Origin of the sequence: Nocardia anaemiae NBRC 100462, assembly GCF_001612725.1 — a bacterium.
Lineage (GTDB): Bacteria > Actinomycetota > Actinomycetes > Mycobacteriales > Mycobacteriaceae > Nocardia > Nocardia anaemiae.
The window spans coordinates 1-16,143 of the sequence record NZ_BDAZ01000101.1 but is presented as its reverse complement, the minus strand read 5'-3'; the positions used below and the strand labels follow the sequence as shown (position 1 = coordinate 16,143).

The following is a 16,143-nucleotide window of genomic DNA, read 5'->3' as shown; positions in this document are numbered from 1 at the left end:
AAGAGGGAGTCACGGCTCCCCGGAGGAACCAGGTGAACAACCTGAGCTCGTTCCCAGACGTATTCGACCTTGGCCGGCGGGAGCAACCGCTCGAGTTCGGCGAGGGTGCCGTTCACGATGATCCGGCCCTCGTGCAGGATCGCGATCCGGTCGGCGAGTTGTTCGGCCTTATCGAGATACTGCGTTGTGAGCAGCACCGTGGTGCCGTGCTCGGCGAGTTGCTTGACGGTCTGCCATACCTCGATGCTCGTTTGGGGGTCGAGCCCGGTTGTCGGTTCGTCGAGGAAGACGACCGGTGGATTCCCGATGAGGCTCATCGCGATGTCGAGGCGGCGGCGCATGCCACCGGAATACGTCGACACCTTTCGCGTGGCCGCGTCGGTCAGTGAGAAACGCACGAGCAGTCATCCGCGATCGTGCCCGGGTGCTCGAGGTGCCGTAGCCGGGCGATCAGCACGAGATTCTCACGCCCGCTGAGGATCTCGTCGACGGCGGCGAATTGTCCGGTGAGGCTGATGGATTCCCGCACATGCGTCGCCTGTGTGGCGACATCGAACCCGTTCACGTCAGCCGTTCCCGCGTCGGCCTCGAGCAGTGTGGACAGAATTTTCACGACCGTGGTCTTGCCCGCCCCGTTGGAGCCGAGTAGGGCGAAGATGCTGCCGCGCGCCACGTCGAAATCCACGCCGCGCAGCACGTGCAGGTCTTGTAGGACTTCTCCAGACCTTGTACGTGGATCGCGGGAGCTTGAACGGGCCCTACCTTCGGTTTCCGGTGTCTTCGGCGGCGGCGCGCTCGATGGCGCTGTTCAGCCGATTCCGTTCACGGTTGATCCAGGACTCCTCCTGGTAGTTGCGCGCGAACGTCTCGATGAACTCGACGGGGTCTTCCCCGACGACCTCACGGATCGGGGTTCGGTCCGCCGCGCTCTGCTCGAACAGATCGATAAGGTCCTCGAACATCGAAACCCCGCCTCCCGACCCGGCGTACATCAGGTACCGCTGGAAAGCATCGACTGCCGTGCGATAGGGCTCGGGAAGTTGTTTCGCGCGCGCCTGGTACTGCCGCCATCGCCGCTTGTCGCCGATGTCGCCGATCACCTTTGAGATGACCTTCGAGTTCGAGATGGACATGGTTATTTGCCTCCTTCGTGGAGCTGTTCGAGCCGTTGTGCGAGGAAGCTCCAGGTCCTCCAGAACTCGTCGAGATATTCCTGTCCCGCAGTGTTGAGGGAGTACACCTTGCGCGGGGGCCCCTTCTCCGACGGGATCTTCTCCACGTCGACCAGGTTCCTTTTTTCGATCCTGACGAGCAGGGCGTAGATGGTGCCCTCGGCGATATCGGAGAAACCCTGCTCACGCAGCCATGCCGTGATCTCGTAGCCGTACGCGGAGCGCACGGACAAGATCGCGAGGACGATGCCCTCGAGCGTGCCCTTGAGCAGCTCTGTCATCTGCTTGCCCACGGATCACCTCCTCGTGCTACTGAGTGTTACTGACTACTGGTAGATAGTAGCACTGAGTAGTGGCGGCGCAAGCCGCCCGCGCCAGTGGAAGGTGCTGGTCGGTGACCGTCGTTGAGAGTGAAATCCGGTCGGATTCCCCGTGTTATGCGGCGTCGAGGGCGGCGGTGATCTTGCGGGCCATCTCGGCCAGGGTTGGGCTGGGGGCGCCCTTGTGGGGTCGGGCGGCTGCGTCGATGGCGACGATGACGGTGCCCCGGAAGTTGTCGGCCTCGGCCGGATCCTGGCGGTTGAGCAGGCTCATGGCTGCGGTCAGGGCCGGCAGCACGAGGTCGGCGAGTTCGGCGACGGACTTGCCTTTCAGTGTGATGTCTTTGGACTTCGCGGCGAGCACGTGCCCGATCAGGCCGGTCGCCGAGGACAGGGCGATGGTGCCGTCGGTGGCGGCCTTGTGGGGTGAGTCGGCGGCATCAGCGGCGGCCATCAGCGAGACGGCGCCGTAGGCGGCGGTCCGCACGGTGGCTTTGTCCTGGTCGGTCAGGGTGATGGACATGATGGTGTGCTCCTGCAAATCTGTTGTGTTGAAACTGGATTGAACGAATGGATGGGGTAATGCGGTCATGAGCCGGTCGGTTATCGGCTCGACGAACGCTGCTTGTCATGGGCCACCGCGGTCTCGCGTACGGCCGCGGCGATGGCGCGGAAGTCCTTGCGCAGGATGGCGCCGTGGTTACTGGCGACCTTCGCGCTGATGCGGATGTTCGGGTTGCGGGCGGTCACCGCATCGAGGCTGGTGCGGATCCGTTCCTGCTCATTGCCGCGGCTTCCGAACGACGTCCCCGAAGCAACCACATACCGCGTCGGGACGGTGATGTTGTCCAGCACGGGGCACAGCTCGCGCTCGCGGGAAATCCTGCCGACCTCGATGTTGCTCTCGGCCTGCTGTGCGGCGGTCATCCGTGGGGTAAGGCCGGTGGGGCGCAGCAGCGGCATGAACCAGCTCAGCCGCTTGAAGAGCTTGCGGATGCGCTGCTCCATGGCCTCGTCGAGCCAGTCGTACGGGAATGCGCCATCGACCAAGACCGCGCCAACGGCACGGTCCGGATTTCGGCTGGCCCAGTGCGCTCCGACGAACGCTCCGTAGGACCAGCCCACCAGCAGTGGCCGGTCCGCCCCCCTGGCCGTCAGAACGGCGTCGACATCTCGGATGGCGGTCTCGAAGGAGTAGTCCGCCGAACGCTGCGATTTGCCGCGAGCCCGCTCGTCGTAGGTGATGTGGCGGTAGTCGGGACCGAGTTCAGCGATGACCCGCCGCCAGTACCCCTGAGTGGCGAATTGGCCATTGAGGTAGACCACGGGAATACCGGGACCGCCGGTGTCGGTGACGGCCAGGGCCGTATCGTCGACCGGCACCATGCCGGTCCAGTTCGAATCGGTCGAGGAGGTGCTGTTCTTTGTCATGGCAACGACTATCAGCGTCTGGCCTGACACCACCCTGACACCAGTCTGACACGGCTACTGACACGGTATTCCCCTGGTTAGGACCTCATGGACGAGCACAACCGGCGGCATCGCCACTCGATGCTGGGCTACCCGACACGAGTCGATCACGCAGCCCGCTGCCGCCACACCTGACACCCCCTGGCCCGCAACATCAACTGAATCTGGATCGAATACAACCCGGCTCTCCTACCGGGCCGACTCGATTTCGGGGACGCGCCAGTTCCAGCTCGGCTGTTTTGGAGGGCGACCCGTCACATTTTGGGGCCACCCGGGAAACCTTCCCCGCTACTTCACCGAGACGGCTTACCGAAGGCGGCCGACGCGGCCAGGTGTGCCTACCGGCGATGTCGGCGAGGGCGCGGCGGATTGGTCAGCGTGGGTGGGTGATTCCGCGGCGGATTTCGCCGGGACTGTGTGCGATCTTGGATGTGTCGCGGGTTCGGGACGAGCGGAGTTGGTAGGGAACGCTGGTGACCATGACGCTGGGTTCGAATAGCAGTCGTGCTTTGAGTCGCAGTGAGCTCTGGTTGTGGAGCAGGTTTTCCCACCAGTGTCCGACGACGTATTCGGGGATGTAGACGCTGACGACGTCGCGGGGGCGGGATTGGCGTATCCGTTTGATGTAGTCGATGACGGGGCGGGTGATCTCGCGGTAGGGCGATTCGATCACCTTGAGCGAGATGGTGACGTCCTGGCGTTCCCAGTCTTGGGTCAGCGCGCGGGTTTCGGTGTCGTCGACGTTGACGGTGATGGCCGTGATGGTGTCGGGGCGGGTGGCGCGGGCGAACTGCACGGCGCGCTGGGTTGCCTTGTGCCAGCCGGAGACCAGCACGATGGCGTGCACCCGGACCGGCAGGGTTGGGGTGTCGTCGGGGTCGATGTCGAGTTCGGCGCGCACGTTCGTGTAGTGGCGGTGGATGAGGTACATCCCCAGCACCAGTAGCGGCATCGCGATCACGACGAGGTAGGCGCCGTGGCTGAACTTGGTAATCATGACCACGACGAGGACGACACCGGTGAAACAGGCTCCGAACGCGTTGATCAGCCTGCCGCGGTGGATGCGTAGTCGCTCTGCGGCGGTCGTGGCGGTGCGGAGTTCGCGGTTCCAGTGCCGGACCATGCCGGTCTGGCACAGCGTGAACGAGGTGAATACACCCACGATGTAGAGCTGGATGAGGCGGGTGGTCTGCCCGTCGAAGGCGTAGATGAGTGCGGCCGCGACGACCGCGAGCAGGATGATGCCGTTGGAGTAGGCCAGGCGGTCGCCGCGGGTGTGGAGTTGGCGTGGCATGTACCGGTGTTGGGCCAGAATCGAATTCAGCAGCGGGAACCCGTTGTAGGCGGTGTTGGCCGCCAGGATCAAGATCAGCGCCGTGGTGACCATCAGGTAGTAGAACGCGATGCTGCTGTTGCCGAATACGGCTGCGGCGATCTGCGCGATCACGGTCTTCTGGGCGTCGGTGTGGCAGTCGCCGGGGAAGCCGATGAGGTCGCAGGTGTTTTCGGTGACCCTGGTGTGGGAGATCATCGCCAGTGCGGTCACCCCGGCGAACATGGTGATGGCGAGGACACCCATCGCGGTCATGGTGCGGGCTGCGTTCAGAGCTTTGGGTTTCCGGAATGCGGGTACTCCGTTGGATATCGCCTCCGCACCGGTCAGTGCGGTACAGCCGGACGAGAATGCCCGCAGCGCGAGGAAAGCCACCGCGGCCGCACTCAAACCGACATGCTCGGCATTGATCTCGTAATGCGCGCTTTCGGCGACCGGTGCGTGTCCGAGCAGCGCCTGGACCAATCCGAAGGCGACCATTGCCATCACACCGACCACGAATCCGTAGGTGGGCACCGCGAATGCCCGGCCGGATTCGCGGACCCCGCGCAGATTCATCGCGGTCAGTGCCACGATGAACCCGATATCGATCAGCACCCGGTGCGGGTTGAGTTCGGGGAGCGCGGAAATGATGTTGTCCACGCCCGCCGCGACCGACACCGCCACTGTCATCACGTAATCGACAAGCAGCGCCGCAGCGACCACCAAACCGGGGATCGGGCCGAGGTTCGCGGCGACCACCTCATAAGAGCCGCCACCGGAGGGATAGGCCTGCACCACCTGGCGATACGACAGCGCGACAACCGCGAGCAGCACCACGACGCCACCGGCCACCCACGGCGCCAAATATAGGTAGCTCAGGCCACCGAGGGTGAGGATGAGCAGGATCTCCTGCGTCGCGTAGGCGACAGAGGACAGCGGGTCGCTGGCGAAGATGGGTAGCGCCAGTCGCTTCGGAAGCAACGTTTCACCGAGCCGATCGCTGCGAAACGGGCGTCCCAGCACAACTCGCTTAGCGATGTCGATCGGTGAAACCACGATGAATCAGGGTAGGTCCCGAGCGACACGCCGCGCCCGGACAGACCGTAGAGATATCGTAAAAATTTGCCACGACGTCGAAAAGAGCGCATAAAGCCGGTCTTACCTGCTTATTCACTTCAATTAGCGTTGTTTGCTGTCCTCTGCGTCGAGGAAGGGACAACCACGCCTATGTCTGACCGAACCGACGATCTCGACAGTCTGCGTGTGCTGGTCAGCCACCGCCTAGTGGTGGAGGTCCTCGATGCCGTCGCGGCGCGAGCGCGGGCGGTGAGCGAGCTGACAACAGCCGTGGCTGGCGCCCGTCGTGCACTGGAGTCGGCGCTGCGCGTGATCGCCTCCCACGGGTTGATCGTGGCCGATCCGGAAGGCAGCTGGGACCGGCCACCGGCAGACACCGCCGTCATCCGGCTCACCGGCCGTGGCCAAGCGGTGGTCGCGGCATTGTCGAGCCTGGAGGTATGGACGGCGCTGTACGAACAATCCGCCCGGGCCATACAGCGGTGAATCCACCTGCAACTGGCCGCCGATGCCATCGACGCCCGAACATGGTGAGCTCCAGCAGATCGAGCGGAATCCGAACTGCCGAAAGGGATTCGCACATTGTGACCGAGGCTGAACTGTCGGATCTGCGGGAACGCGCCGCATGCGGTGACCAGGACGCGATCGACGAGTTGATCGAAAACGCCACCGAACGTGGCGATCTCGACGAACTACGCAGACTCGCAGACAGCGGCAGCAGCGATGCCCTCGACCAACTCGTGGAACTCACCGCCGAACGCGGTGATATCTCCGAGCTGCGACGACTGGCCGATAACGGCAGCCGCGACGCCAGCGACCTGCTCGTCGAAAGCGCGAGCGAGCGCGGTGACATCGCCGAGCTGCGACGCCTCGCCGCCGCAGGCAACACCGACGCCGCCGATGAACTCGCCGATCTCGACGCAGATCACCACGACGGTAGCGACTGACACACCTGGCTCTGGGAGCTGCCCAGCAATCGGCGGCGAGGCCCGAGCGTATGTGGGTTCAGTACCGTGACCCCATGGCACGCGAGACGTTGAGCAGGGATCAGATCGTGCGCGCCGCGGTCGAGGTCCTCGACGCCGAGGGCGTGAGCGGTCTGAACATGCGGCGCCTCGGCACCCAGCTCGGTGCCGCACCGACCGCGGTGTACTACCACGTGCAGAACAAGGACGAACTGGTAGTGCTTGCCGCCGACCAGGTTTGGAGCGAGATCGAGCTGCCCGATGTCGACCAGGTCGGCTGGCGGCGGGCGGCGGCGCAGTTGGCGCACGGCGTGCATGCGATGCTTGGTCGGCATTTCTGGTTGCTACCCGCCATGAGTACCCATCTGCTCTACGGCCCGGGTAAGGCCCGCCACGACGACTGCAGCCTGGCCGTATACGAGGCCGCCGGTTTCCGCGGCGCCGAGGCCGACCATGCCGCAGCCACCATGCTGATGTTCGTCATCGGCGCCGCGCAAGGCGAGGCGGCCGAATCCGCTTGGCGGGCAAGGACACGCCGCGCAGGAGCCGACGCGGACGAGCAACTACAAACCACCCTCGAGCAGATAACCGCAGTGGCACACCAATTTCCGCGCCTACGCGCCCGCACCGAACCCACCCTGCAGGCGATCCCGGAGGAGAACAGCTTCGAGTTCGGCCTGCACACCGTCCTCGACGGCCTACAGGCGCGCCTCACCAACTGAAATAGGCCCCCGCGCTCGGCGTCGCCAACGCGAAGATGACCACGATCGATCCGACAGTGGCCAGCACCCAACGGAATACGGTCACCGGGCGATACCAACGTGGCAATCTCTCGACACCGGCGTACAGCACGGCCCGCACATCGAAATCCCGTGCGCGAGGATCAGCGGATTTCGCCAGCGCGGCCACCGTGAACGGCACCGCGAACACCTGAACGGTCGTGACGTACCCGACACCGATCAGCACGACAGGTTCGAGGATCCACGACAGTAGCCGACCGATCCCCAACCCCGCCGAATTGAGTCCGCCCAACACCACCAGCACCGCCGCGATCCCGAATCCCAGCCATAGCGCCCACGCGCCCTCTTCGAACCTGATGCCGTGCTCGGCAAGCACTTCGGGGTCGACACCCTGTCGGCGTGCCTGCGCATCGGCCGCGCGCTGCACCTTCGGCCCGGCCCTCCGGTAGGCGAGAAGCATCACGACGAACACTGCTGCCAACAGCAACTGCAGACCGGCAGCGAGGACGACCGTGTAGGGCACGACTGCCTCCCAGAGCATTTGAACTAAGTGCAGAAATCACAGTAGGGTGGATTTGAACAAAGTTCAACTCGATGTGCGGAACGCTCAGCGAGCAATATCGCGGTGACCACCGATCGTGAACGCACGAGTGCGGACGCGGCGGTGGTCTGCTCCCGCCACGGTGGCAGGTCAGCCCGCACTGTGTCCCGACACGGGTGCGGGCTGGAACGGATGGCTTGCGAAGCGATGGTCGGCCGGTAGTGTCCGCCACGATGCGCGAGCATCCGATCAGCAGCCCGCGCCGAGGAGGATTACCGTGGCCGACACCTCACCCGTGACCACACCGAGTGCTGGTCCCGCACCGGATCATGGTGCGGGCGTCCATGATTCGGCGCGGCTGGCATTGGTGGTCGGGGCACTCGGGGTGGTGTTCGGCGATATCGGGACCAGCCCGATCTACACACTGCAAACGGTATTCAACCCGGAAGACCCGCATCCGGTCCCGGTCAGCCGGGACAACGTGTACGGGGTGGTGTCACTGATCTTCTGGTCGGTGATGATCATCGTCACCCTCACCTACGTCCTGCTCGCCATGCGCGCCGACAACGAGGGCGAGGGCGGCATCATGGCGCTGATCACGCTGCTGCGCCGATGGAGTGCTCCGCAAGGTCGACGAGTAGCCCTTGTGCTGTCGGCGCTCGGAATCTTCGGCGCCTCACTGTTCTTCGGCGACAGCATGATCACCCCCGCGATCTCGGTGCTGTCCGCGGTCGAAGGCCTCGAGGTCGTGCGCCCCTCGCTCGGCGAATTCATCGTGCCGATCACGGCCGTGATCATCGTGGCGCTGTTCATGGTGCAGCGCCATGGCACCGCTGCCGTGGGCCGACTATTCGGCCCGGTGATGATCATCTGGTTCGTCACCATCGGCGCGTGCGGGGTCACCGGAATCGTCGATCACCCGGAGATCCTAGAGGCGCTGTCGCCCACATATGCGCTCGGCTTCCTGTTCGGTCACTTCGGTACCGCGTTCTTCGCCCTCGCCGCGGTCGTGCTCGCCGTCACCGGCGCCGAAGCGCTCTATGCGGATATGGGACATTTCGGCCGTCGGTCGATCACCCGTGCCTGGCTGGTCCTGGTGTTCCCCGCCTGCATCCTCAGCTACTTCGGACAAGGCGCATCGATCCTGGCCGATCCCGGCAACCTCAGCAGCCCCTTCTTCTTGCTCGCACCCGGCTGGGGACGACTACCGTTGGTCATCTTGGCGACCGCCGCGACAGTGATCGCCTCGCAAGCGGTGATCACCGGTGCGTACTCGGTCGCCTCCCAAGCCGCCCAACTCGGCTACCTGCCGCGACTGCGCGTCGCGCACACCTCCGAATCCACCATCGGGCAGATCTATGTGCCGTGGATCAACTGGGTGTTGATGTTTTCGGTGCTCACTCTCGTTTTCGCCTTTCGCAGCTCTACCGCACTGGCGTTCGCGTTCGGTATGGCGGTCACCGGGACGATCACTATCACCACCCTGCTGTTCTTCTACGTCGCCCACGTGAAATGGGGCACCCCGTGGTGGCTGATCGGTCTCGGCGCGGCCCCGCTGTTGCTCGTGGATCTGCTGTTCCTCGCGGCCAATATGACCAAGTTCGTCCACGGGGCGTGGCTGCCGCTGCTGATCGGTCTCACCGCCTACACGGTCATGACCACCTGGCAGCGCGGCAGGCGGATCGTCACCGCCGAACGAGAACGCCGGGAAGGACCGCTACGCGAGTTCATCGACGAAATGCAAATCGGGAGACCAGAATTGCTGACGGTGCCCGGCACGGCCATCTTCCTCAACCGCGGCAAGCAGACCACGCCGCTGGCCATGCGCGCCAATGTCGAGCACAACCACGTCCGGCACGAACATGTAGTGATCGTGGCGATCCAGACCGAACCGGTACCCCGCGTACCGGTCGCAGAATGCGTCAGCGTCGATCACCTCGGTTACGCCGACGACGGCATCATCCACGTCACCGCCCGATTCGGTTATATGCAGACACCCGACGTACCACAAGCGCTGGCCGGAATCGACCCCGCCGAAACCGAGGGACGGTTGGACCTGGACCAAGCGTCGTACTTCCTGTCGAAGATCGAACTGCGCCGCGGCACCGCCCCCACCATGGCCACGTGGCGCAAACGATTGTTCATCGCCACCTCCTACATCACCGCCGACGCCGCCGAATACTTCGGCCTGCCCCGCGACCGCACCGTCATCATGGGCTCCCACATCGAGGTGTAGCACCGCAGAGCGTTGAGCTCATCTACGCAAACTATCTGTCTGCCGATGTTCCTGGCGGCAGTGGCCAGGAGGTCGAGCAGATGCGCAGGTGTAATGGTCCCTGCCGGTGAATTCATTTGTGAAGGTAGCGGTTTCAGCGAGGACCGCAGGTGCCGGTACTCAGCAGGACACGCAAAACATGGGCCACTGGAAACGCCTGGTCATCGTGGGTACGTGCCCGTCTGAGGATCGCGATGCCCTGCGGGTATCGGCTGGTCCGATCCCGACGGCGGTATGTCACTGGCGGGTCGTTGGATCGCGGCCACCGATCTGTCCGCTGTCTACCAGCGCCGTAGCACTCTGCGGCCATAGTTATTCGTGCCCGCGATCCGATCCAGCTCCGCACCCGTCGAGGTGCGTCCCTCCGACCGCTCAGACGTAGTACACCCGCATGCGCTGCTCGGCGGTCGGCTCGGACAGGGGGCGAGACCCGGACGGGACCGCATCGAGACCCATCATCGCTGTCGTCTCCTTCGCGGTCTCGTATGTCTCGTTGCTCTTACTGGTGGTCTCGTCGACGTTCTCGGCCCGCTGACGCTAGAGCGCGCGGTTGAGCAGATCGACCGCCAGCAACAGTGCTAGCGGCGGGCCACCCGCGGCGGGGCGAACACCTTCTCCAGCACCCGGATTGATGAGACACAGCGAATTGATCTACCGGACGTTCGGCATCGAGTTCACCGACGTCGCACGCGCCGCAATGACCGCCCTCGACGATGAGAGCCGCAGCGGGAACCGCAAGCCCACGCACCGGTACGAGCTGGCCGACTACGGGGCTCATCGTGGAGCAGGTCAGGCCGCACCGCCCGGGGTGGGTGCCGTGGGCCCTGCCATAAGTTCGAATGCGCCGCGCAATGCGGACTGGGCGGCGACCACCGTGGCGATGGTCGGCAGTGGCTCCTGCGGGTCTGACACCAGCAGGCTGGCGGCCAGGGTGCGGCCGGTGGCGGTGCGGGCCAGGTCGTGCAGGGTGAGTTTGAACGCCGATCCGGTGGGACGCCTCATCTCGGGTGCGAGGCCGTGTATCAGTTGGCAGTCGCTCCCGGGCCCGATTTCCATGGCGGCGAAGCAGACTCGCGGGCGGAGGGCCGACAGGCGCGCATCGCATTCGTCTTAGGAGGCGGGCGGTGGCGTCGGGACCGTCAGGTCCAGGTCGTCGACGAGTCCGACCGGGTTCACATGCAATGTCAGTAGCAGTTCGGTGGCGGCGCCGCGCACGAGGGCCTGGATGCGCTCGTCCTTGGAACGATCGTCCGTCGGGTTGGCGGCGATCGCTCCAGCGGCCAGATGGTCCGCGCGGCGGTGAGTGGTACTCGAGCGCGGGCTGCTGCGGTTGAACGGTGTGGTAGATCCACCGTGCGGCCCGTTGTCGGTGCGTTATTCGATGGTGGGGCTTCGGTGTTCGATGAGTAGGACGTCGCGCCATCGGTTGTGGTGGCGGCCGATGCGTTCGCGGGTGCCGATGGTTCGGAATCCGGCTTTGGTGTGTAGGGCGAGGCTGGCGGTGTTTTCGGGGAAGATGCCGGATTGGACGGTCCAGATGCCTGCTGTGGTGGTGGAGTCGAGCAGGGTTTGCAGCAGGGCGAGGCCGACGCCTTGGTTGCGGGCGGTGGGGTGGACGTAGATGGAGTGTTCGACCACTCCGGCGTAGACGCAGCGGTCGGAGACCGGTACGACCGCGATCCAGCCGAGTACTCGCTCGTGTGGGTCGAGGGCGACGAAGCGGTGGTCGGGCAGTTTGGTGTTGTCGAATTCCGTCCAGGTGGGGGCGGTGGTTTCGAAGGTGGCGTCGCCGTCGTCGATGCCGAGTTGGTAGATGGCAAGTACCTGCTCGGCGTGTTCGGGTCGCATCGGCTCGATGCGGAGATGCGGGGTGGTGTTCATGATCGTGCGGGGATGCCGAGGTCATCGAGTAGGGAGCGGACGCGTTTTTCGATCTCGTCGCGGATGGGGCGGACGGCGTCGATGCCTTGTCCGGCGGGGTCGTCGAGTTTCCAGTCCAGGTACTGCTTGCCCGGGAAGTAGGGGCAGGCGTCGCCGCATCCCATCGTGATCACCACATCGCAGGCTTGCACGGCGTCGGCGGTCAGTACTTTGGGGATTTCGGCGGAGATGTCGATGCCGACCTCGGCCATGGCCTCCACCGCGACCGGATTGACTTCGTCGGCGGGTGCGGACCCAGCGGAGCGCACTTCGACTCCGTCTGGGGCGAGGTGGGTCGAGAACGCGGCGGCCATCTGGGATCGTCCGGCGTTGTGGACGCAGACGAACAGCACGCTGGGGATGGATGTCATTGGCAGACAGAGCCTTTCAGAGAATCTGAACATCGATGATCAGTGCGTCGACGGCGGAGCCGGTGAGGATGGTCGGTCACGGCGTGCCCCGGGTGTATCGGTGAGCGAGTGTTCAGGATGGGGTGTGATGACGTTCTCGGCCGGGTTCGGGTCGGGGTAGACCAGCGCGATGAGGGCGAATCCTACTGCGGCACCGATGATCTGGACGGCGATGAAGGCGGGCACCGACGCCGGTGCGATCCCAGCGAAGGTGTCGGAGAAGACCCGCCCGATGGTGACGGCGGGGTTGGCGAAGCTGGTGGAGCTGGTGAACCAGTAGGCGGCACCGATGTAGGCGGCGACGGTGGCGGCGGAGAGGGGAGCGCGGCCGGTGCGGGCAAGGGCGAAGATGACCGCGATCAGCCCGGCGGTAGCGACGAGTTCACCGATCAGGTGCCCGGTGGTGACGCGGTGTTGGGTGGAGATCTGGGCGGCGTGTTGGTCGAACATGATGTTGGCCAGCACCGCCCCTGCGATACCGCCGGGGACCTGGGCGCCGATATAGGCGGCTAGCTCGCTGAGGGTGAGGCCGGTGCGGTCGCGGCGTCCGGCCCACCAATCCGCTACGGAGACAACGGGGTTGAAGTGTGCGCCGGAGACCGGGCCGAAGATCAGGATCAGGACGGCGAGCCCGAACACGGTAGCGGTGGAGTTCTCCAGCAGTTGTAGCCCGACATCGTCGGGGGACAGCTGCTGGGCGGCGATACCGGAGCCGACGACGACACACACCAGCAGGGCGGTGCCGAGGAACTCGGCGGTCAGCCGCCGCGCCAACACCGTCATCGGGTGACCGCTTCGGGCATCGCGATATCCAGCAGTGTCGAGAGCTGGTGCAGCGCGGCGGGTTCGACACGGTAGTACACCCACGATCCGCGCCGCTGACTCGACAACAACCCGGCCTCACGCAGCACCTTCAAATGGTGGGAGATGGTGGGCTGGGAGACGTCGAAGCCGTCGGAGATGTCGCACACGCAGGCTTCTTGGCCGGTGTGGCTGGCGATCACCGACAGCAGCCGCAACCGGACCGGGTCCGACAACGCCTTGAACACCGCTGCCAGCTCGGTCGCGGTCTGGGTGGTCAAGGGTTGGCGGGCCAAGGGCGTGACCTCACACGCTGGTGAGGTCACGTCGGTCAACGGAAGCTCTCGATTCGACACACATCGATATTGATGGTCATCGAATCCGAGGGCAAGCGAACATCGGGTGAACAAGACCCCCGGGGTCTCAGCCGCAGCAGGACGCGCCGGAAGCCACCGCGTCCTTCTTCGCGGCGCTGCCACAGCACGCGCCCTCGGCGGCGGCTTCCTCGGCGGTGCCGCAGCACACCGACATCGCCTGCTCATCGCTGACGATTTCGCCGGAGGCGAGTTGTGGTGCGGTGCCAAAGGTTTCGCTGTCGGCGAGCACGGTGTAGACCTCCCAACGTTCGGCATCGGGTGCGGTGACCCACACCTTGTCCTGCGTGGCGAAGCAACAGGTTGTCGCCATCTGCTCCTCGGTGAACAGCCCCGCCGTCGACAGCCGCGCGATCTCGGTATGTACCTGGTCGCTGGATTCGACTTCGACGCCGAGGTGGTTGAGGCTGCCACCGTGGCCGGGGTTCTCGATCAACACGAGCTTCAGTGGTGGTTCGGTGATGGCGAAGTTGGCGTAGCCGGGCTTGCGCTTGGCGGGTTCGGCCTTGAACAGGGTCGAGTAGAACTGCACCGCCTGGTCGATGTCGTCGACGTTGAGGGCGAGCTGGATGCGGGACATGAGACGATACCTCCACTTGTGAGACATATGTCGAAAACCTGACATGCCCCAGTCTGCCCCACCTTTTCGACATAAGTCAAGAAGGTAGGTAGAGTTGATCGCATGCCCAAGGCACTACCCGTGATCGATATGTCCGCCCCGGTCTGCTGCGCGCCCGTGGCCGCCGGGCCGGTCGACGACGCCGCCGCGCTGGAGATCGCGTTGCGGCTCAAGGCCATCGCCGACCCGGTTCGCGTGAAACTGCTGTCGCTGCTGCTGGCCAGCCCTGTCGGCGAGGAGAACACCGGAGACCTCGCCAAGGCGGTCGGCCTGTCCGATCCGACCGTCAGTCACCACCTCGGGCAACTCAAGAAGGCCGGTCTCATCGAGTCCGAACGCCGTGGCATGAACACCTACCATCGTGCCCTGCGTGATGCGCTGGCGGCACTGTGCTTCGTACTCGACCCGAACTGCTGCCGCTGATCCGAGGTCGAGAGTGTTGTTGGTGCCCTCGGCGGGGCGCACAAAACATGGGCAACCGGAAAACGGCTGGTCATAGTGGGTACGTACCCGGTTTGAGTACCGCGCCGCCCTGCGTCGATTATGTAGCCGGATCCATCCCGTTTAGAGTCCCAGCAGATTCTTCTGGTGAACGCTGACAGTTGAAGTGGACTCGGCTGCTGAAGTCCGGGTCTGTGAGTCCCAGTTTCGGGCTGCCACCAGGGCCTTGCCACCCAGCGATGTGGGGAATTCTGTCTATCGTGAGCGGCCGTGCCTATGGGGCGGCCAGAATGTTATGGTGCGGGTACCATAACCCTATGGGCTTGAAGAAGACGACGGTCATGGTCGACGAGGCCGACCTCGAGTTGGTGAAGATGGCTGCGGCCCGCGAAGGGCGGCCGGAGTCCGAGTATTTTCGTGAAGCCTTTCATCTGGCTGCGATACGCACTCGCCGATGGGATGAGGCATGGGATATCCCCGTTCTCGACTTCGGGCATGCGGTGACGGCGGATGAGATCGATAGCGCTGTGCGAGAAGCGATCACCAACACCGAAGCTGATGCTGAATGATCGTGATCGGCGACACCTCAGGTCTGGTCGCCGCTTTCAACTCCGCTGATCCCGAGCACGTCGACGCGCGCGCAGCGCTCCAGCAGGCGGCACTTACCATCGTTTCTCCACTCGTCTTGCTCGAAGTCGAACACATCACCACCCGGAACCTCAATCGTCAAGCCGCTTATGCGGTTAATGATTGGCTGTTGGCACAAGAGCACACCGGACGCATCGAAGTGCCCACGATCTCGGCAGACCTGTTGCGGGTCGCGCGCAAGGTGCAGAACAGATACATGGCCATGCGCCTGGATCTCACCGACGCAACCAATGTTTCATTAGCCGAGCGATACGAAACTGTGGAGGTGTTGACACTCGATCGACGTGATTTCCGCGCAGTTACCCCGCTCACTGGTCATGCCGCGTTCCGTCTGCTGCCGGACGATCTCTAGCCGATCTGTCGGTGCTCACATCGAAACCTTCTTGTCGCCCCTTGCCGCCAGCAGCATAGGATTCGTCACCGAAGTTGTTGTTTCTGCTGCATGATCCAGCTCGGCACCTGGATTCTGTTGTGACAGGCTGTGTTCGACACGTCGCAATCACCAGGTGCCTGGCCCATCGGTCCGGCCGCGCCTTGCCACGGTGCCACCGGCAGCGCGGCGCGCCGAGGCCGTTCGGTCCGCGGGGAATTCCGGTTTCCCTGCCCATGCTCGGCGACGATTCCTTCACACCATCGGCGGATTTGCTACGCTTGCCGAACTTCTTCGGGAGGGTTCGGCGCGTGCAAGGGAATGCGGAAACCGGTCGGCTGGGCTGCGCCTCGGTGCGGATTCTAACGCCCACCGGCGATGTGGTCGGCGCGGGATTTCTGGTGCGGCCCACGCTGATTGCGACGTGTGCGCACGTCGTATCGGCGGCGCTGGGTCGGGAACCGACGGACGAGAATATGCCCGAAGAGCCTGTGGCCGTGGACTTTCCGTCGGCGGATGCCGCAGTTCCGATACTCGCCCGGATCCGGCACTGGTCCCGCATCCGCGAGGACGGCCGCGGCGATATCGCCATCCTGGAGCTCCTCGCTTCGCCCCCGGATTCCATTGCGCCGCTGCCATTCTGGCCCGCCGGCCAGCCCTGGGGTGGCGAGTTCCGGATGTTCGG

At 64.5% G+C, this 16,143-nt stretch carries 20 protein-coding genes and 1 pseudogene; 8 read left to right on the top strand and 13 right to left on the bottom strand.

Features of this window, described 5'->3' with window-relative positions:
* The 6 genes and pseudogenes from NA5_RS38150 to NA5_RS38125 all read right to left on the bottom strand — a co-directional run.
* Positions 1-738 (bottom strand): annotated as a pseudogene (locus NA5_RS38150) (ABC transporter ATP-binding protein); the annotation flags it as partial.
* Positions 739-758: 20 nt separating this feature from the next.
* Positions 759-1,133: a DUF1048 domain-containing protein gene (locus tag NA5_RS38145; protein WP_062993905.1), complete on the bottom strand. Its 375-nt coding sequence runs from the start codon at positions 1,131-1,133 to the stop codon at positions 759-761.
* 2 nt (positions 1,134-1,135) lie between these two features.
* A complete protein-coding gene (locus NA5_RS38140; protein WP_062993904.1) occupies positions 1,136-1,465 on the bottom strand; it encodes a PadR family transcriptional regulator in 330 nt (109 codons plus the stop codon).
* A gap of 142 nt (positions 1,466-1,607) precedes the next feature.
* A complete protein-coding gene (locus tag NA5_RS38135) occupies positions 1,608-2,015 on the bottom strand; it encodes a hypothetical protein (RefSeq protein ID WP_062993910.1) in 408 nt (135 codons plus the stop codon).
* A gap of 80 nt (positions 2,016-2,095) precedes the next feature.
* Positions 2,096-2,923 carry an alpha/beta fold hydrolase gene (locus NA5_RS38130; RefSeq protein ID WP_062993903.1) on the bottom strand — a complete coding sequence of 276 codons (828 nt, stop codon included), beginning with the start codon at positions 2,921-2,923 and terminating at the stop codon, positions 2,096-2,098.
* 412 nt (positions 2,924-3,335) lie between these two features.
* Positions 3,336-5,333 (bottom strand): APC family permease, encoded by a 1,998-nt coding sequence (locus NA5_RS38125; RefSeq protein ID WP_062993902.1) that lies wholly within the window; start codon positions 5,331-5,333, stop codon positions 3,336-3,338.
* A gap of 171 nt (positions 5,334-5,504) precedes the next feature.
* Between NA5_RS38125 and NA5_RS38120 the strand changes: the two genes are divergently transcribed.
* From NA5_RS38120 to NA5_RS38110, 3 genes are all read left to right on the top strand, one after another.
* Complete coding sequence (locus NA5_RS38120; RefSeq protein WP_062993901.1) at positions 5,505-5,840, top strand: hypothetical protein; 336 nt, start codon at positions 5,505-5,507, stop codon at positions 5,838-5,840.
* Between the two features lie 98 nt (positions 5,841-5,938).
* Positions 5,939-6,301, top strand: a complete 363-nt coding sequence (locus NA5_RS38115; protein WP_157110892.1) for a hypothetical protein — start codon at positions 5,939-5,941, stop codon at positions 6,299-6,301.
* 74 nt (positions 6,302-6,375) lie between these two features.
* Positions 6,376-7,041 (top strand): TetR/AcrR family transcriptional regulator, encoded by a 666-nt coding sequence (locus tag NA5_RS38110; RefSeq protein ID WP_062993908.1) that lies wholly within the window; start codon positions 6,376-6,378, stop codon positions 7,039-7,041.
* Here NA5_RS38110 and NA5_RS38105 read toward each other — a convergent pair.
* Complete coding sequence (locus NA5_RS38105) at positions 7,031-7,582, bottom strand: hypothetical protein (protein WP_157110891.1); 552 nt, start codon at positions 7,580-7,582, stop codon at positions 7,031-7,033. The genes NA5_RS38110 and NA5_RS38105 overlap by 11 nt on opposite strands.
* 313 nt (positions 7,583-7,895) lie before the next feature.
* Between NA5_RS38105 and NA5_RS38100 the strand changes: the two genes are divergently transcribed.
* The gene (locus NA5_RS38100; protein WP_062993907.1) at positions 7,896-9,836 is read left to right on the top strand and encodes a potassium transporter Kup; all 1,941 of its coding nucleotides are present in this window, start codon (positions 7,896-7,898) and stop codon (positions 9,834-9,836) included.
* Between the two features lie 828 nt (positions 9,837-10,664).
* Here NA5_RS38100 and NA5_RS41095 read toward each other — a convergent pair.
* The 6 genes from NA5_RS41095 to NA5_RS38070 all read right to left on the bottom strand — a co-directional run bounded on the left by NA5_RS41095 (position 10,665) and on the right by NA5_RS38070 (position 13,960).
* Positions 10,665-10,877 (bottom strand): hypothetical protein, encoded by a 213-nt coding sequence (locus NA5_RS41095; protein ID WP_157110890.1) that lies wholly within the window; start codon positions 10,875-10,877, stop codon positions 10,665-10,667.
* A 372-nt stretch (positions 10,878-11,249) separates the two neighbouring features.
* On the bottom strand, positions 11,250-11,756 hold the full coding sequence (locus NA5_RS38090) for a GNAT family N-acetyltransferase (RefSeq protein ID WP_062993898.1): 507 nt from the start codon (positions 11,754-11,756) through the stop codon (positions 11,250-11,252).
* On the bottom strand, positions 11,753-12,166 hold the full coding sequence (locus tag NA5_RS38085) for an arsenate reductase ArsC (RefSeq protein WP_062993897.1): 414 nt from the start codon (positions 12,164-12,166) through the stop codon (positions 11,753-11,755). The genes NA5_RS38090 and NA5_RS38085 overlap by 4 nt, the downstream gene beginning before the upstream one ends.
* Positions 12,167-12,205: 39 nt before the next feature.
* Positions 12,206-12,988 carry an MIP/aquaporin family protein gene (locus NA5_RS38080; RefSeq protein ID WP_062993896.1) on the bottom strand — a complete coding sequence of 261 codons (783 nt, stop codon included), beginning with the start codon at positions 12,986-12,988 and terminating at the stop codon, positions 12,206-12,208.
* Positions 12,985-13,362: an ArsR/SmtB family transcription factor gene (locus tag NA5_RS38075; protein ID WP_062993895.1), complete on the bottom strand. Its 378-nt coding sequence runs from the start codon at positions 13,360-13,362 to the stop codon at positions 12,985-12,987. Before NA5_RS38075 ends, NA5_RS38080 begins: the two co-directional genes overlap by 4 nt.
* Positions 13,363-13,429: 67 nt before the next feature.
* Complete coding sequence (locus tag NA5_RS38070; RefSeq protein ID WP_062993894.1) at positions 13,430-13,960, bottom strand: ArsI/CadI family heavy metal resistance metalloenzyme; 531 nt, start codon at positions 13,958-13,960, stop codon at positions 13,430-13,432.
* Between the two features lie 102 nt (positions 13,961-14,062).
* Between NA5_RS38070 and NA5_RS38065 the strand changes: the two genes are divergently transcribed.
* The 4 genes from NA5_RS38065 to NA5_RS38050 all read left to right on the top strand — a co-directional run.
* Positions 14,063-14,422: an Rv2640c family ArsR-like transcriptional regulator gene (locus tag NA5_RS38065; protein ID WP_062993893.1), complete on the top strand. Its 360-nt coding sequence runs from the start codon at positions 14,063-14,065 to the stop codon at positions 14,420-14,422.
* 335 nt (positions 14,423-14,757) lie between these two features.
* The gene (locus tag NA5_RS38060) at positions 14,758-15,009 is read left to right on the top strand and encodes a hypothetical protein (RefSeq protein ID WP_062993906.1); all 252 of its coding nucleotides are present in this window, start codon (positions 14,758-14,760) and stop codon (positions 15,007-15,009) included.
* Positions 15,006-15,440: a PIN domain-containing protein gene (locus NA5_RS38055; protein ID WP_062993892.1), complete on the top strand. Its 435-nt coding sequence runs from the start codon at positions 15,006-15,008 to the stop codon at positions 15,438-15,440. Before NA5_RS38060 ends, NA5_RS38055 begins: the two co-directional genes overlap by 4 nt.
* A gap of 329 nt (positions 15,441-15,769) precedes the next feature.
* Positions 15,770-16,143: trypsin-like peptidase domain-containing protein (locus NA5_RS38050; protein WP_174555320.1), on the top strand; the 374-nt coding region annotated here is incomplete at its 3' end.

Excerpts from the sequence above, each read along its gene's own strand:
- NA5_RS38130 (WP_062993903.1), bottom strand. The coding sequence starts at position 2,923 with ATGACAAAGAACAGCACCTCCTCGACCGATTCGAACTGGACCGGCATG.
- NA5_RS38065 (WP_062993893.1), top strand. The coding sequence starts at position 14,063 with ATGCCCAAGGCACTACCCGTGATCGATATGTCCGCCCCGGTCTGCTGC.
- NA5_RS38090 (WP_062993898.1), bottom strand. The coding sequence starts at position 11,756 with ATGAACACCACCCCGCATCTCCGCATCGAGCCGATGCGACCCGAACAC.
- NA5_RS38060 (WP_062993906.1), top strand. The coding sequence starts at position 14,758 with ATGGGCTTGAAGAAGACGACGGTCATGGTCGACGAGGCCGACCTCGAG.
- NA5_RS38085 (WP_062993897.1), bottom strand. The coding sequence starts at position 12,166 with ATGACATCCATCCCCAGCGTGCTGTTCGTCTGCGTCCACAACGCCGGA.
- NA5_RS38120 (WP_062993901.1), top strand. The coding sequence starts at position 5,505 with ATGTCTGACCGAACCGACGATCTCGACAGTCTGCGTGTGCTGGTCAGC.
- NA5_RS38080 (WP_062993896.1), bottom strand. The coding sequence starts at position 12,988 with ATGACGGTGTTGGCGCGGCGGCTGACCGCCGAGTTCCTCGGCACCGCC.
- NA5_RS38145 (WP_062993905.1), bottom strand. The coding sequence starts at position 1,133 with ATGTCCATCTCGAACTCGAAGGTCATCTCAAAGGTGATCGGCGACATC.
- NA5_RS38135 (WP_062993910.1), bottom strand. The coding sequence starts at position 2,015 with ATGTCCATCACCCTGACCGACCAGGACAAAGCCACCGTGCGGACCGCC.
- NA5_RS38070 (WP_062993894.1), bottom strand. The coding sequence starts at position 13,960 with ATGTCCCGCATCCAGCTCGCCCTCAACGTCGACGACATCGACCAGGCG.
- NA5_RS38055 (WP_062993892.1), top strand. The coding sequence starts at position 15,006 with ATGATCGTGATCGGCGACACCTCAGGTCTGGTCGCCGCTTTCAACTCC.
- NA5_RS41095 (WP_157110890.1), bottom strand. The coding sequence starts at position 10,877 with ATGAGGCGTCCCACCGGATCGGCGTTCAAACTCACCCTGCACGACCTG.
- NA5_RS38110 (WP_062993908.1), top strand. The coding sequence starts at position 6,376 with ATGGCACGCGAGACGTTGAGCAGGGATCAGATCGTGCGCGCCGCGGTC.